Origin of the sequence: Pseudanabaena sp. FACHB-1998, from assembly GCF_014696355.1 — a bacterium.
GTDB lineage: Bacteria > Cyanobacteriota > Cyanobacteriia > Pseudanabaenales > Pseudanabaenaceae > Pseudanabaena.
On record NZ_JACJQA010000051.1, the window covers coordinates 89,282 to 106,009 of the forward strand.

The following is a 16,728-nucleotide window of genomic DNA, read 5'->3' on the forward strand; positions in this document are numbered from 1 at the left end:
GTATATGCCTAATAGCATCTGACAATCAGAAAACAGCAAATTATGTTTAAACTCAATTCAGTAAAAAATAATCGACGATCGCTTTTTGGTGTATTTGTAGCCCTAGCGATCGCGATCGTCCCCACAAGAGTATCAGCACAATCTGTAAACTGTCCCAATTCTTGGGTTAATCCTAAAACTGGTCAAACCGAATGTTTATTAATCTACAATGGTGCTCTATTAAGAAATCCTCAGCAATTTCTAAACACATCGAAGACTGTCTTGGTATATGGCACACAGTCATGTGGTTGGACTCAACAAATGCTTGCGGAACTCAATCAGTTTGGGATTCCCTATCAATTTAGGGATATCGATAATGACGCAATCTCAAACGAGATGTGGACTATGCTGAGGATTTCTGGACAAGATTCGTCTTCTTCAGTCAATTTACCTGTAATTTCCGTCAATAAACAGATAATGATCCGTCCCGATGTAACAGATGTAATGGCAGCAAGAAAATAAATTAAAGCCCTTCTACATCTGAAGCCGCTGAAATTTTGTAGATTAGGTTAACCTTAGCTTGAGAATAGGGAGGTAGTTGCAAATTCCAAGTACAGAAACCATTGAGATCGGGCTGGACGCGATCTCTAGTTTCATCTTGTACGACTTCAATCTTGACTTTCTCTAATTCGGAGACAGGAACTCGTTCAGTCATCGTAATTTTTCTAACTTCATCACCAATATTCGAGAGAAATATATTGACGGTACTAATAATTGTATTCCATTGGGTGAGGTGATTTTTATCGCGCTTTTTGGCTGTAGTGCGCTGTACTCTCATCGTCGCATCGGTTCCCCACCCAAGGGCAAATTTTTCCTGTGGGGCGATAAATGATACAGTCGTCCGACCGACGTATTCCGTAGACCTCACAAGATCGACAGGACCTGCCAAAATTGGTAAGTTTGCCCTATTAGTTTGTTCGCTCTTGAGAACGACTTGTAGCGCAAGTTCGGGCATGAGAACGCGCTCAATTGTAGCGGAGGATTGAAATTGAAATAGCGGTATGCGGTAGGGTCTGCCATCGGAGGGAACGTTGGCTTTGCGAGAGGCGCGGATCGAACGAACCTCACCGCCATCATCAACTGATGGTAAATCAATCGTATCGGTTGTCCTCGTTCCCGCGCCTAAACCCGTAGTTTTGACAGTTTGATCGCGCAGTTCTATGGCAATCTTTTTTGATTTCTCACGGATGTTGAGCAGATCGTCGGCTAGCAAAGGTGGCTCTGTGCCAAGGGAAGCGCGGGCTGTGGAAAAGACTAAATCCACATTTTGCCAATCTTCGCCTGTATTTTGCCAAACGCAGCCATCGGTACGGAAGGTTAGCTGTGAATTATCGCCCATTTGCAACTGAGCTTGGTGGTATGGTCGCCAAAGCGCATTGGGAACGACATAATCAAAGGCAAGTTCGTATTCACCTGTTTGGGCGATCGCTAAATCTGCCTCCAAATTAGCAGCATATATCTTGTCAGGGCTTGCTTCGGATTGGATGCGTTTGACTAATCGGGCGATCGCCTCTTGAAGTTGGGTTTGGGCGTGGTAAGTATTGAGGATTTCACCACGAATGTCGCGCAATCGTAGAAAAATTGGCTGTAGTTGCGATCGCCATGCCATCGGATCGACCTGTCCCCAAGCGGCATCAATGGGTAACTCCTGCAAGGCTTTTGCCAAAATCGTGCCAATTTGCTCAAATTGTTCTTCGAGATATTGTCGATCTTCAGTGAGAACTTGGTACTGATCGTATTGCGATCGCCATTCTCTTTTTAACTCTTCTACTAATCCTACGCGATCGCTCTCCTTGATTAGCATCCGACGGCGCACGCGCACATCATTGACCCTTGCATTAACAGCACCTGTAAATTCAGCGTCTGTAAATTCAGCGCGAAGAGACTTATCGGAAAGTACGGGTGCAACGCGATCAACACTCACTCGCCACAAACCCGCCGTTAAGGTTGCTTTACCAATACGTTGTACTTGGGCACGATCTTCCAGCAGGGTAACGGTTGTGACGGGAGCGTCGAGAATGAGGGTTTGAATTTCCGTTAATTGCATAGCTATTCCTCTCTCCGATTACCGTTAACTAGTTCATTTTCTACAAAAGTTTTGATGGTGTAATCAGCGATTAATTCCCTTTCACCACCTGCGGGAACTTCGATTTGCCAGCGATAACCACCTTTGATTGGTGTATTCCGTTCTTGTTGCTCGTATTTTTCCCATGGGGGGGTTACTTGGGTGACACTGACATCAACCTTTGCATCAGGTTGCGGGATGGGGATACGTTCGCGGACTTCGATTTTAGCGACTCTACCCATACGATTGGCGATCGCAATATGAATGCTGTGACGCAGTTCATTAAAGGACACAAGACTCATACCCGATCGCACTTCTTTGAAAGAGGTATTACGAGCAACCTTAATTGACTGCTCTACACCCAAAGCTAATTCCATTTGCCCTCTCGGTGGCACTGTTGCGATTGTCTTTGAGAGAATATATTGTCCATCCACATAGATGTCGGCAAGTCCTAAAAGCAATGGTGCATTCAGAGGATTGCGGAGTTGGGCAATACGAAAGACATTGGCATCTTCTCTAGGTACGACGATATAGCGAATATCAATTTCCGCATTCTCTTGCAATAGAGCAACAGAATGATATTGACCATCGGAAGGCACATCAATCCGTCCAGTACCTAGATAAACAAAGTCAAAATTACCAACTTCCTTGCGAATATTGCTTGAGCCAAAACGTGGGAGGACTTGATTACAAAAAGTGCGATCAAAAGCCGTTTGTAAGACTGTCTCGATTTCAAAATTAACTTTCATCTGCCAACGCAGAAGGGATTCTAAATAGAGCGTTCTAGGATTAGGAATACTCAGCTTTCCGCGTTGTCTAGTGTTGCTAGGTTCCGCTAAACGCATTAGTCCATAATTTTTAATATCTGCACTAGGATCAAAAATCGGTTCGGGAATTGGATCACCGCCTCTACCTCTATATTCATCCGCTTGAGGAGCCATCCTTACTGCCTGACTACCTATACTCCTAACCATCATTGGGGATTTAGGAGATGCAGATCTCTCTCCTCCCTGAGGTGCAACATTTTTGCTAAATGAGGCGGTTATCATCATAGTTTCCATGTCGTCAAAACTATCATTAACGGCTGATGCAGGTTTAGAAACCTCCCCCAGCAATGTCTCTAATTCAGAGAAAGATAGCTCTTCTCTCCTTTCTAAGTGGGTGACTATCCGTTTAAAAAATGGAAATTTTGGTATACCTATTAATTGATTAATAGTTGGTATCTCCATGGGTTCACCCGTTAGATCGCTCAACTGCACAACCTGTTCGTTGTCTTGAAACTGTTTTTGGTGATCGTAGTCTTCAAAGAGAAGTTCTGCACCTTTAGGAGGATTGCGCCAAGCCTTTTTACGCGGCAAAGTTTGCGATCGCCCTAAGCGTAAAGAAGGTAATTCGGGCAATTCGCACCAACCCGTAGGCGTGGCTGTAGAAAGCTCGATCTTTACGCCATTCCAATCTTCCCCTGTACGCTGAGCTATCAATGCTCGCACAGCGATCGCGGCGGTATTGGTAGCACTATTGAGGCGGCAAACATAGGTAGGAGTCCACCTTGCGCCATCGATAAAATACTCCACCACCAGTTGCAGGTTGTCAGGGGAGGGCAGCGCTGGGGTTTGGATATTGCCAACATGGAGACGCGCAATAATGGTTTTGCGGAGTTCGTGTTCTTTGGCAACATTAGCATTGGAGGCAAGAAATTGTTGCTGTTGAAGGTCGGCGAGATGTTCTTGAGCCTTGCGTAATTTTTCTTGTAGCTCCCGCTTTTCTAAAACGCGGAGTTGCTTTTGTTCGTCCTTAAAATTTGCTAAGGCTAGTCTTGCTCCTGTTGGCGATGGTGGTGGTGTTTTGCCTTCTTCACCGATGGGGCGATCAGGGACGTGCAACTCATTCAAAATCAGGATTTCTAAATCGATCGCGCTCCTCAAATCCTCTAGGCGATCAACCTCTGCTTTAGCGGTTTGGATTACTGCTTCTAGCGATGACAACGAGACTTCGGGCGGTGGTGAGACACTTAAGCCAACCCTTACATCTGCCACTATTACCCTATCAGCTACAAAATCAGCACTCACATTTTCGTTCGCTGCACTAGATTCAACGCGCACGCGCACGCTGGCATCATCTATGGCTAGAGGCAATCCTATAATCTCCACTTCAATGCTTTCGCTTTGCCATGAAATCGCCGACAGACTTGCCAAGCGAGTCACAGTTGAGCCTTGAGCATATACTTTCGCCTTATCAATTTTGGAGGTAAGCTGAACAATTGACATAGTTTTTTAGGTTTAGGGTTGGGATTGATAAATTGATTGTTCGGCGACTTTCTTTAAATAATCTTCTGAAAGTACATATCTAAATTCTTCTTTATTGAAACTATTGTCAGATGCAAAGACAGTTACATATGTATAACATTTAAACTGAACTTCCTTGACGATTTTAGCGATCGCTTTGCCTTCTTTCTTTAAAGCTCTAGAACTCAAACGAAACTTTGTCCAGAAAGAATGCTTGCATTTAATTGCTAAAACGTACATGGGCTTTTCAGGAAAATGGATTAAATGCTTGCGAACGAGATAAGCAGATTCGATATCTTTGTAAAGAGCTAATTGTCGTCGCAATTTACTAATCTCTTCTTGCGAAAGATCGTGATTTATAAGAGCATCAAAGCAGCTTACCATTTCCCTCTCTTGTTGTGCTAAATAAACCGTTTGGTAATGAACCTCTATCTTTTGGCGATATTTCTGCGCCTCCCCATTTTTACCCTGTTGTTTAAAAAATCCGTAGATTAATTCGCAACTCGGTAAAACAATATCGACATCTCCCTTCATTCCCAATTCTAAATGCTCGATACCTTGTGGATTTTTATCTTCAAGTAGCACTCTTCCGACCAGATAATTCGCACCCGCATGATCTGCTTGCATCGCAATTACATTATGAGCGAGGGGCAAAGCTTCGCGATCCCCCATAATTTCGCTAGTCCATAAGGCTCGATTCCATGCATCGGTAATGTTTAGCTCTTCAGTTTTTACTTTTTCTTCAATAGTTTGAAGCGAAGTGCGAATGCATTGAATATAGGTAAAGCGATCTTTCCATGATGATTCGATTTTGGAATACCAATCTCGATCAAATTTTTCAGTCAAATCGACTAGGGCGTTACCAAGAAATTTTTGTGCCGATGTGACGGGAAGGAAGCCCACATCAGGTAACGATGTCGAAGTAAATCCTAAAGCTTGCAACCGATCGAGCAAACAAGGATGCGTATCACTGTTATCAGTTTTTAGGGCTAGAGATCGCTCTAAAAACTTTTGATGGATCGCTGTATCAAGTTGACCTTGGAGAGTTTGCCCAAGTTCTATAAATGCTGAAGTAGGAGGTTCGGGACAATCATTTACTTTTTGAAAAATGTTTTTCCAATAGGCTTCATCAACATACCGACCTTTGACATTAACTGAAATTAAAGCTTCGGCTGTATGGCGATTGCCAACGGCTTTTGCCGCACAACGATCAGCTTCATACTCGTTAGCTCTAGCTAATACAAAGGAATAAGCATTTAATAATGGAGAATACCAATTGATAAAACCATAGAAACTAAGAGCGACAAATTCAGATCCCTGCTCGGCTTGAAAGCGTTCTAAAATTTGCATCCAAGTTTTGCGAACGCGATAAATCCATCCTGCAAAGTGACTATGATTTCCCGATAGATGTCCAATTTCATGGGCTAAAACGGCTTGAAACTGTTCTGGTGATAAAGCTTGCATCAATGGTAAACCAAGAATTAAATAGTTTTGTTGCCAACCGAAGATACCTAGACGAGGATTCTGTACCACACAGGCATTAAAGTCTGAAGTAAGTAGAATCTGATGAAAGTTCGGGGCTTGTAGGGATTTAGTCAAGCGATTAATCAACGCAAAAAGTTCGGGAACTTGCTTTCGCTTTAGCTCAGTTCCAGTAGGCGCGGGAAATGCCACCCACAACGATCGCAAAAGTATAAATGTTGGCACGATAAATATTGCAAAAAGCCATCCTGTTAATTTGTTAACGAGGTGTCCTTTAACAGCTATTGTGGCAATCAAAATTGAAGTGCCTAACAAAAATATAATTGCAGCAAAAATATATACATAACCATAAGCCGCTAATGCTGCTACGCGCAATTTATACATATGTGGATATTGCTGCGAGTAAGCTTCTAACTGCTTTATTAAATCGTCAAATTTCTCTTGAGTCATAACTTTATGAACATATATATTGCTCTAGTTTGATCAATATCTCTAGGCGATCGCAAAGTATGCATTTTCTTCAAACACAGCAAAAAATAATTTTAGAATTAATGCTTGCTATTTCGAAAATTGTAAACTTTTGTAACTATCTGCGTAAGATCTGGTTTGAGAAGTGACAAGTGCGTAAAGTGAATTCGTTTTGTTTATAGAATCTCCAAAGCTTGGCTATACCTGTAATCTCAACAGGTGAGTCAAAAACTGAGTCCATAAATGAGCCTTTTAAATTCATTTTTTTCGGCAATCTGTTAGATATCAGTTGAGGAAAAAATATGCGCCACTTCTCAGAAAAAGGATTCATCGCGTTAGTGACGATCGCCACATTATTTAGCAGTCCCTTAGGGGCGATCGCGACAAATTCTATGCACGAACAAAGTAGTTCATCAAAATTATTTAGAAGTTTTTCGATCACCTCTTCGATTTATCACAATGGCAATCCGCATCTGCCTCGCCCAAAAGGAAGTAGATGATATTTATATCGTCCGCATCTGCTTTTTGAGCGAAGCTTGTCTAATACAACCGCCTGCGATCGCTACAGGTATCGTGAGTAGGAGTGACATAGTTTGTAATGAACTTGGTGGAATGGATTGTGGGTTTGTATAGGTCATCAGGCATCCAAAACTAGTTGATATCACTCCCGCAAGTGCAGAATTGAGAATTCGATCATGCTTAGCACAGTGGGCAGCCAGAAAGCCTCCTGCACCCGAAAAGAGTAATCCTAACGATGCATATATGATCGAAAAATAATTGTTAGAAAGCTCGGTCTGAATTTGATAGTAATTTTTGCCCTGCATGGCCAGTATAAAACTAAAAATCATTGTCAGCAGAAATGAAGAACATTCCGAACCAATTACATCCATTAAAAATCCATAGGCGGCTGAGCGGATATTAAATCGCCCTAGCAATTGGTGCAAAAAATGGGATTTGCTGACATCTCCAGTATTTTTAATATCTAGATTTTTATCTATATTTTTTGGAGGTTCTACGGGTAACACCTTAGAAATATCTTTCAAAGGTGTTACCCTCAAATCACTATTTTCCTTTATGGAGTTTGTATTGAGATGTGTGTGCATAGTATCTTCTTGATATTGTTGATCGACTATTGCCTTATCGAGAGTTACTTTTTGACTCCAACTTGGGATCTCATTTCCCAATTGTTTCCCGTAGATCTCTAAACTATGAATATTGGGAATCTCTAATTTATGCACACCCATCCAAATCATCGAAACGAATGTTGATTGGCTGGGAACTACAGATGATTCCAATAAAATTTGTAAGCAATTGCCTTTAGTTGTGACAAAGGCAGTTACGCCTCGCCGATTAAAGGAGCGATTCATTAAAGTAGCGATCGCTTGAGGATCGCCGCCTTGGGCTTGTTGCTTAAGTGGAATGGTTTCTGTCATTTTAGATAGCTCCTTTTTGTTTTAGTTTATTGAGAATTTGCTGTTTAGATGCTTTTACGACTTGCCAATCTGGATATAGGGCTAGAGCTTGGTTATAAGCAGTTAGCGCTTCGCGATCGCGTCCTAGTTCTGCTAAAACTAAGCCTCGACTATACATAGAGCGAGCGTATTGAGGATCGATTTGTACGGCTTTTTCGTATGAAGCGATCGCCTCAGGATACCTTTGTAGCTCATACATAAGATCACCTCGATGATGCCAAATATATGCATAATTGGCGAACTGGAGCGCAGTATCTACTGCTTTTAAAGCTTCTTGCTTTCGATTAAGATATGCCAATGCCAAGCTACGGATATACCATGCAAACTCATACTGAGAATCGATTTCAATCGCGCGATCGGCTGAAGCTAAGGCTTCTGAAAATCTGCCTAAACGTCCTAATGCATCGCCACGATTTGCATAGATATCAGCAAGACGTTTATTGCCTTTACTTCCCAAGTCTCCTTTAGCTCGAATGGCAAGATCATAGTCTGCTAAAGCTAGGGTGTAATTTTTTTGATAGAAGTACGCCTCGGCGCGATTGTAATACGCTAATGCATACTCGGAATCAATTTCAATTGCGCGGCTATAACTTTCAATCGCTCGCTCCAAATTATTGAGTCCATAATAGGCAAGTCCTTGATAGAGATAAGCTTTAGCATTTCGGGGATTCTTGCTGAGAATGCGATCGCAGTCAGAAATTACCCCCGTATAATCACCATTTCGATATTTGAATTGGACTTGAGAAATTGCATTTTCGTCATTGCTAACAAAGGATTGATAACCAGTACTTTTCCTTCCTGCCACTTGACCGAGGCTTTGGGGAATCCAATAACTGGAAGCGATCACTGCGGCAACTGCCGTTATCCAAAACAATGGAGAATGGGAGGGCAATTGCCACCAAGTCCTGCTAGATTTGCGCGATGTTTCCTTTGTTGAAAGGTGAGGTTGGAGATTTTTAAAATATCGAATTGCATAAAAAATACTAAGCCCTTGACCAATCAAGACAAGCAACCCACTAAGCCAGGTGTGCATGAACAGTAAAGAGTTATAGGTTCCATGCAAGAGAATTGCGGCTAGGAGAGCTTTGATTGCTATCCATTTGTGATGTTTAGTCTCAGTTGTTGTCTGAGCGAGGATACTACCCATGACTAGGGCAGCGATCGCGTGCATTGGCAAACTCATAAAAGCTCTAGCCTGAGCGATCGTGTGACCCATTTTGCTATAGAGCGTAAACACGTACATAACGTTCTCAATACTGGCAAAGCCCAAGCCTATGCAAACTGTCAGCATGATAATATTGATTCTGGACTTGAAAGATTCGCTCTTTCTAAATACAGCTAATAAAATCCATAGTTTGAGACTCTCTTCCACCATCGCTGAAAGCACAAACCCGCCTAGTAAAACTTCTGGCAAAGAGAATGTAGGAGTACTCGTCATATCATTCATGTGACCGAAGTAATCAGACATCTTATTTCCAGAAAAGAAATAGGCACCAAGTCCCTCGATAAAACCCGCAGGAATTATGCAGGCAAAGCCCATCAAAAATGCTTTTAGCTTGTCTTGATAGGATTCACCACGACTGCGATCGCATTCATAGAAGTAACAAAGAATCGCGATCGCAGGTGATACTGAAATAAAGAAGCCCCAAAATAGTGTCATGAAATTCACCTATAATGCGGTTTTTGGGAGATGACTAGAAGTAATTAGGCAGACAATGTAGATTTGTAAGATAGATAACTCTAAGTAATTAAAAGCTATGCAGTAAGGAATATTTAGCTTTAGTCCTGTTGTAGTGCATAGCTCGTTAATATTCAGATATAAGTACTGGAAACGAGTATTAATAGTTTTTTACTTATTTCTTTGACTTATCCCAAAAGGAGGTACTGCGATGAATATGTCCAAAGCGCAATTTGAGAAACTTATAAAAGATCTTGAGCAGTTTGCTCGTCAACACCCCAATCAATATAAGTTTCGGGTAAAACTGCTTGCAAATGTAGGATATGCCTATGTAATTTTTCTAATTGTTTTTTTAATTGGATTATCGATAAGTTCAACTTACTTTGGGTTATTCTTTCCTCTGCAATCATCCTCGTCAAGTATCAACATTTTTTATATTGGTTTTGCAGCTATCCCATTTACTTTTGCCACGATCATTTTGATGTCTCTGAAAACCTATTTTTCTAAACCCAAAGGGATAGAAATGAATCGGAGCAATGCTCCAAAACTATTCCAATTCATTGATGACCTAACGTCAACATTAAAAGCTCCCAAATGCGATCACCTTCTCTTAACAGCAGAATTAAATGCTGGAGTAGTACAATTACCAAGCTTTTTAATGTTTCAAGAGAACTATCTACTATTGGGACTCCCTTTAATGTTTACTTTATCATTAGAGCAGTTTCGAGCAGTAGTAGCCCATGAACTTGGACATTTATCTAATAAGCATAGTAAGCAAAGAAGTCAAATATACCTAATCCGACAAACTTGGTATCAAGTATGGGAAAAGCTTCAAGTAACCAGTAAAGGTTCTACATTTCTCATCAATATATTTTTAAATTGGTATGCTCCTTTTTTATATGCCTATTCATTTGTACTTGCCAGATCTGACGAGTATGAAGCTGATCGCTATGCTGTAGAAATCACAGGAACCAAGAATATCGCTGAAGCCTTAATTAGCCTTGAAATTAATAGTAGATATCTTACAAATCATTTTTGGAAAGACTTATACAAGCGATCGCATCAGCAAAATTTAACTCCTAATACAGTTTATACAAACTTACTCAACTCCTTGTCTACAGATTTTTCAATTGAAAATAAACTCAAATTTCTTGATTTAGCCTTAGATTCAAACACAAATTATACAGATACTCATCCTTGTCTATCGGAACGGCTCACAAACATAGGTTACGATCCATTAGATCAAGGTGATTTAATAGTCCCTGAATCTTCCCAAACTAACGCTGCACAATCTCTTTTTTTTAATAGCGATCTAGAATCATACATAAACCATTTTAATGCGCAATGGCAGTCTAAAATATCTGTCCAATGGTATGCATGGTATCAAGAATCTCAAGAATTACAGATGCGTATCGAACATTTAGAGAGACAAACTAAGAACGCATCATTAACAATTGATAAAGCATTAGAACTAGCTAGTTTAATACTTGATTTTAAAGGGAAAGAAGAGGCAATTTCCAAGTTTAGAGTAGTTCTTGATATCGACCCTAAAAATTCAGAAGCTAATTATGCAATTGGAAATATTTTCTTAGAGCAAGGAGACGAGCAAGGGGTGTCACATATGGAAATAGCAATGGAGGAAGATTATACAAAAGTTGTCTCAGGTTGTGAGATTCTACGGAGTTTTATGAGGCAAACTAGAAATTTTAAAGCAGCAGATTTCTATAGAGATAGAGGTAATCGCCATTATCAATTACTTTTATTAGATCAAGAAGAACGTTCGATTATTAAAGCTCAAGATAATTTCATACCCCATAATTTAGCAAATAATGTACTGAAATCTCTATCCAACAAATTATCAGATTTTTCTCAAATGCAAGAAGCGTATATAGTTCAAAAAGATCTCAAATATTTCCCTGAAAAACCTTTATATGTTCTAGGTATTGTCAGAAAGAAAATTTTGTACGATGAGTATGCAGAAGAAAGAGATCGAGAATTGTTTCACGCTCTTTATTCTGACTTGGAGTTTATTAAGGAATTACATATCGTTCATCTTAACTTATCTAAATGGAATCTAAAACGAGTTTTATCTCGCATCCCTAAATCAAAAATTCGCCTTTATTAAAATAGAACAATATAGTTATGAAAGCAAGCCATTATTGGCAATTTGTGAGGTTAAAGGCAACAGGGCTATGCATTCGCGAAACGATCGCTAATGCTAGAGAATTTTTCTTGCAGCAATTTCCTGTAACAGATGCTCTTGATGCTGTTGCTGATTTAACAGATTTACAAGTTCAAAGGCAGCTATGGCAATTGTCGAAAAATGGTGAATCCCAAGCCGAAATTTGCTTGCGGTGTTTTATTTCCAATCAAATCGAACAAACTTGTTATCAGATCGCAAACCAGTTTGGAACTGATCGCGGTTTTAGACATAAGGATTTATTAGTGTTTGTACTGAATGATGTACTTGAAATACCACGCAATCGCCAACCAATCCAAAATACCTTTATCTCCGTAGCTCGTGACATCCTCAATAGCTTTGAGCCAGAACGAAGTAATCTAGCGACATGGACAAGCCGCAAAGTTAAGCAAAATCGTGAACTACATGGTTTTTTGCTAGAGCATGGCATTTACCTAATTAGTGATTGGGCGATTCTCAACGATACATCACCGAAGCAATTAGAGCGCATTTATACAGAGTTCCATCAAACTGCACAATATTCCATTCAACAGGCAAAAAACCTACTAGAAGCCTATCATGCTATCTATAGAGCAGATCGATTGCGATCAAAGTTAAGTGGAACAAAAGGTCAATGTCCTCCACCCACAAGTGAGCAGCTACAGAAAATCAGTACATATTTAGCTACAAATTTTGCAGAAAATCTTGATCCAAATAGCATTTTGTATCAATTGCAAGAGATAGCAAACAAGTTGCGCCAATATCGCATTCAAGCAAGAGGTGGCAAATCCCGTCAGGTTTCCCTCGATCAGCCAAATCTTACAATTAATCCTGAGAAGTTATTAGATCGAACTGACGATGAACAAGAGCCTTTTGCTTTCCTAGCCGCCTATCGCCAACAATTTGAGCAAAGCTTAGAGAATGCGATCGCCAAAGTTACTGATATTCGCCATAGCAAACTCAAACAGCGATCGCCCCACAGTGCAAATAATTTTCTAACAGGACTGAGTTTATTTCACTGTCACGGGCAACCAATGGCGGAAATTGCGACTGCGGTTGGGTTAGAGGCTCAATATCAGGTGACGCGCTTGTTGAAATTAAAGGAGTTGAGATCGGACGTGCGCCGAGAGATGTTAGGTGGATTGAAAGAGCAAGTGATCGAGCTAGCCAAGTTCTATACGCTTCCTTCACAATTAAGTGAATTAGATCGTAAATTAGAAGTTGTTTTACAAGAGTTAGTTGAGGAGGAAATGGAACGAGCCGAGGCTGAAAGTATTAAGAGTAAGGGAATTCCTCTCCGCAGTCGCTTTGCAATCAAGCTTTGTAAGTATTTACAGAGAGTTCATAAATGCTAAATCCTTTTGCATAACTGTTAACAAACTAGCGCTATGAATAGACAACAAGTTAGAATAGATAAACAACATAATGAAGACAATCAATCTTCTCAGATCGGGGGGAACTCCTATGATTAGCGAATTTGACGCAATCCCACTCGAAGCGATCGCTTTGTCTCCAGAAACGATTCGTCAAGCGATCGCTTTATCTCAGACCAGTACTGTTAAGAATCAGTGGCAAGCTTATTTAGATGCGATCGCCTATTTGAGTGTAGAGGAATGGTTGCGCGATCGCTTACCAAATTATCTTACGGAAATCACAAATTTCCAGTGTCTGCAAGTTCATGGCTTTACTATCCATGCTCTAGCAATTACGCAATCATCATGTGATTTTGTCGAAATCCCTCTAGAGATTCTTCAACTTCCTAATAATCAATCTAAACCTGAAAGTTGGTTGGGCAATTCCTTTATAGTAATTGTGGAGATCCAAGAAGAAATTGAGCAAGCATTAATTTTAGGATTTAGTCCTTATGCTCAATTAGTCAGAGATGTTGCCAAATTAGAAAGCGATCGCATGGAGAATACTTATCAAGTACCATTATCTCTATTTGACTCTGAACCTGAGCGCTTATTACTTTATCTCCAACATTTAGAGCCAGTCCTCGAAACTAAGACAGAGGCGATCGCGGAAGCACCTCAAGCGAATATCACTGAGCTAATTCTCAATACAGGGCTATGGCTTCAAGAGCAACTGGATGATATTGCCCAAAACTTGGCTTGGAGCTTATTACCAGCATGGCAACCCTCTGCATCAGCAATGCGTTCCCTAGTCATGTATTCTCCTGAAATGGAAATGCAAACAGTCATTAGTGAATTAGCCCGTCTGACTGTTGAGGTTCCCCCTGATGCGAGATCAGCTTATCAAGAATTTCAGCTTGGCGATCGCCATTTACGACTATTTGCAACTGTTTGGACTGAGCGTAATGATACCGAAAATCCTGAATGGTCAATATTGTTTGTTCTCGGCTCGCAAACGGTTGGTACGATTCCCTATGGAGTAAGAATGCAAATTCGCGATCAACAGCAAGTTCTGGTGGATAAACGACTAGAGATCTCTAGTAGCGATCGCTATCTCTATGCTGTGGTTACAGGCTATTACGATGAACTATTTTCAGTCTCGATTTCTTTGCCCAGTGGTGTTATGTTAACTTTACCTGCTTTTGCATTTTCCCCCAATGCCTTCTAAATGCCGACTTACCCTTTAACTTACTATCTTGAAGTTGAGAAGATCGCCAAGCATTGCCGATTTCTTTTGAAATGGGGAAATAATCAGCGCTTGCCTTTAGTGGCGATCGCCTATTCGGAAAACTTAGCTACTAGCTATCGTGAATGGCAGCTTGCCTATCTCAACTACTATAATCATATTTCTATTAATAAATCCTTGCGAGGACGGGTACAGGGTAGCGGAAGTTTCTCAGTTTCTAATGTGGATTGGTATGAGAAATTGCGCGAAGCAGAAGAGAAATTAATTCGTGAGTTTAACTTTTGGCTGCGTAGCCCTGAGCTTTATGAACTATGGGAAGAGATCAAGCGATCGTCTCGTTTCGTATCCACGCAATCTCAATCAACGAATACTAGTTCAATCCATATCGATCTTCTGATTTCCTGCTCTGAAGAGTTACGCTGTCTGCCTTGGGAGCTATGGAAACTGCAAGATGAATTTGCTTCAATTGATACCGTGAGAGTTGCTAGATTAGTCTATTCCTGTGCGGAAGCTTTACCGTCTCCACAACGTCAGCGACCTAGAGTATTAGCAATTTTTGGAGATGAGACAGGGCTAGATTTTCAGCAGGATCGCCAAGCAATGCAGATCCTCTCCAAATTAGCAGAAATCCATACAATTCGTTGGGATGCTGATACAGATAGTGAAATCAATCAAAAGCAGAAAATCTGTAAGGCGATCTCCGATCCGCAGGGATGGGACATTCTCTTTTTTACAGGACATAGCGACCAGACTAATTTAACTGTAGGAAAGTTAATGGTTGTGCCAAATAGTTCATTAACGATGAGCGATTTAGAACCCTATCTATTACAAGCAAGAGAACGTGGTTTGCAAATCGCTATTTTTAACTCCTGTAATGGTACAGAGATCGCCACATGGGTAATCTCTAAAGTCGGAATCCCGCAAGCGATCGCTATGCGTGAACCGATCCATAATCAAGCCGCCCAGAGCTTTTTAGTACAGTTTCTGCAAAATCTGGCGCAACATAAAGATGCTCATACTTCAATGTTTGAAGCCTGTCGGTATTTGCAAGAAGAACACCTCACATTTCCATCTGTTTATCTCGTCCCTTCCTTATTTCGTCATCCTGCTGCCCAGCTATTTAAAATCCCACCGAAAGGTATAAACACATTTATAAGGCGAGTTTTGCCGACACCGTTACAGGCGATCGCTATTAGTGCTTTGCTAGCAACTAGCCTATTTCCTCCCTTGCAAGAATGGATGTTAGATCGGCGCGTTTGGATACAAGCAATCTATCGCCAACATACTCAGCGCATTCCTAAGGAGCCACCTCCTGTTCTTTTAGTCCAAATCGACGAAGCTTCGTTACAAAAAGCGGCGATCGCCGATCCGCATCCAATGGATCGCACTTATTTAGCCAAATTAGTTGATCGCCTTGCCAGCGAAAATGCGAAAGTTATCGGCATTGACTATTTACTCGATCGCTCCCATCGCAATCGTAAGGATGCTAAAGATGACGGGCAAAGCGATCGCACTAGCGATCACATTTTAGGGAAGTCCATTCAAAATGCTGTCGAGCGCCAAACAAACAGCACAAATGGAACTTGGTTTGTTTTGGCTTCTGTCTATAGTGAAGGTGATTGGCTAGAAACTTTACCTGAAATTGCTAGCAAAAATGGCAGCATCGATGGTCATATTCATATGTCGGTGCAGTATTTGCCCCTATTGCAAGCTGATGTCCCAAAGTTACCCTTTTCTTATCTGTTAGCAGGAGTGGCGAAAGTGAGAGAATCTAAAACCTTGCGATCGCCTTTGGCGGAGAATGAAACACTCTTCGCACAAATATCTGACACCCTACGTTTTCAGGGTAAGACTTTCCACAGCTTAATTTCCCAAAAAGCACAAATGCTGACGATTACAGATTTTGCTCAAGATAAATTCAGCCAATCCTGGTTACATCCGATTGTCGATTTTTCGATTCCACCCGATCGCATTTATCAAACTATCCCCGCTTGGCAATTGCTAGAAAATAAGCCGCAAATTCCTGACTCCCAAATTGTTCTCATTTCCGCTAACTACTCAGAAGCAGGGGTATTTAAACAGGGTGAGGATTCCTTTATGCAGCCCACTGCTATTTATTATTGGCTTCAGCAATCGCCACTAACTAGACAGAGGGAAACCTATACGGGCGGTGAAGTACAAGCCTATGCGATTCATCATTTTTTGCGCGATCACTATGTCGTTCCGATTCCAGACTCTTGGATGATGTTGTTATTTCTTGCGGGTGGCGCAATTCTGGTGGGATCTTGGCAGCCGCAATCGCGCCGACAGGTTTATATTACACTAACTACAAGCCTGAGCTTATATACCCTAGCGAGTATCGAGATTTATATTTCGGGCGGGTTGATTTTGCCAATTGTATTTCCTGCGATCGTGGCGATCGTTTACTGTTTACCTAAACTCTTACGCTAATCTGAATATGC

Annotated in this window: 11 protein-coding genes; 6 read left to right on the plus strand and 5 right to left on the minus strand. The window is 41.1% G+C overall.

Annotated features, from left to right (window positions below; genetic code table 11):
- Nucleotides 1-42 precede the first annotated feature (42 nt).
- A complete protein-coding gene (locus tag H6F42_RS20470; RefSeq protein ID WP_190401236.1) occupies nucleotides 43-501 on the plus strand; it encodes a glutaredoxin domain-containing protein in 459 nt (152 codons plus the stop codon).
- Between the two features lies 1 nt (nucleotide 502).
- Here H6F42_RS20470 and H6F42_RS20475 read toward each other — a convergent pair whose 3' ends face one another.
- From H6F42_RS20475 to H6F42_RS20485, 3 genes are read right to left on the minus strand one after another with little or no spacing between them, the layout of a single operon-like run.
- A complete protein-coding gene (locus H6F42_RS20475) occupies nucleotides 503-2,086 on the minus strand; it encodes a mucoidy inhibitor MuiA family protein (protein WP_190401237.1) in 1,584 nt (527 codons plus the stop codon).
- 2 nt (nucleotides 2,087-2,088) lie between these two features.
- Nucleotides 2,089-4,371 (minus strand): DUF4139 domain-containing protein, encoded by a 2,283-nt coding sequence (locus tag H6F42_RS20480; protein WP_190401238.1) that lies wholly within the window; start codon nucleotides 4,369-4,371, stop codon nucleotides 2,089-2,091.
- 12 nt (nucleotides 4,372-4,383) lie between these two features.
- On the minus strand, nucleotides 4,384-6,321 hold the full coding sequence (locus H6F42_RS20485; protein ID WP_190401239.1) for a M48 family metallopeptidase: 1,938 nt from the start codon (nucleotides 6,319-6,321) through the stop codon (nucleotides 4,384-4,386).
- A 320-nt stretch (nucleotides 6,322-6,641) separates the two neighbouring features.
- Here H6F42_RS20485 and H6F42_RS20490 point away from each other — a divergent pair, with 320 nt between their 5' ends.
- Nucleotides 6,642-6,839, plus strand: a complete 198-nt coding sequence (locus tag H6F42_RS20490) for a hypothetical protein (protein WP_190401240.1) — start codon at nucleotides 6,642-6,644, stop codon at nucleotides 6,837-6,839.
- 3 nt (nucleotides 6,840-6,842) lie between these two features.
- Here H6F42_RS20490 and H6F42_RS20495 read toward each other — a convergent pair whose 3' ends face one another.
- Together H6F42_RS20495 and H6F42_RS20500 are read right to left on the minus strand one after the other, a co-directional pair.
- The gene (locus H6F42_RS20495) at nucleotides 6,843-7,772 is read right to left on the minus strand and encodes a YrzE family protein (protein WP_190401241.1); all 930 of its coding nucleotides are present in this window, start codon (nucleotides 7,770-7,772) and stop codon (nucleotides 6,843-6,845) included.
- Between the two features lies 1 nt (nucleotide 7,773).
- On the minus strand, nucleotides 7,774-9,471 hold the full coding sequence (locus H6F42_RS20500) for a tetratricopeptide repeat protein (RefSeq protein WP_190401242.1): 1,698 nt from the start codon (nucleotides 9,469-9,471) through the stop codon (nucleotides 7,774-7,776).
- Between the two features lie 235 nt (nucleotides 9,472-9,706).
- On the opposite strand from H6F42_RS20500, the gene H6F42_RS20505 reads away from it, so the two are divergent.
- From H6F42_RS20505 to H6F42_RS20520, 4 genes are all read left to right on the plus strand, one after another.
- On the plus strand, nucleotides 9,707-11,614 hold the full coding sequence (locus H6F42_RS20505; protein WP_190401243.1) for a M48 family metalloprotease: 1,908 nt from the start codon (nucleotides 9,707-9,709) through the stop codon (nucleotides 11,612-11,614).
- A gap of 17 nt (nucleotides 11,615-11,631) precedes the next feature.
- Nucleotides 11,632-13,023, plus strand: coding sequence for a hypothetical protein (locus H6F42_RS20510; RefSeq protein ID WP_190401244.1), 1,392 nt, complete (start codon nucleotides 11,632-11,634; stop codon nucleotides 13,021-13,023).
- Nucleotides 13,024-13,132: 109 nt separating this feature from the next.
- A complete protein-coding gene (locus H6F42_RS20515; RefSeq protein ID WP_190401245.1) occupies nucleotides 13,133-14,248 on the plus strand; it encodes a DUF1822 family protein in 1,116 nt (371 codons plus the stop codon).
- Complete coding sequence (locus H6F42_RS20520; RefSeq protein ID WP_190401246.1) at nucleotides 14,249-16,717, plus strand: CHASE2 domain-containing protein; 2,469 nt, start codon at nucleotides 14,249-14,251, stop codon at nucleotides 16,715-16,717.
- The last annotated feature ends 11 nt before the right edge of the window (nucleotides 16,718-16,728 follow it).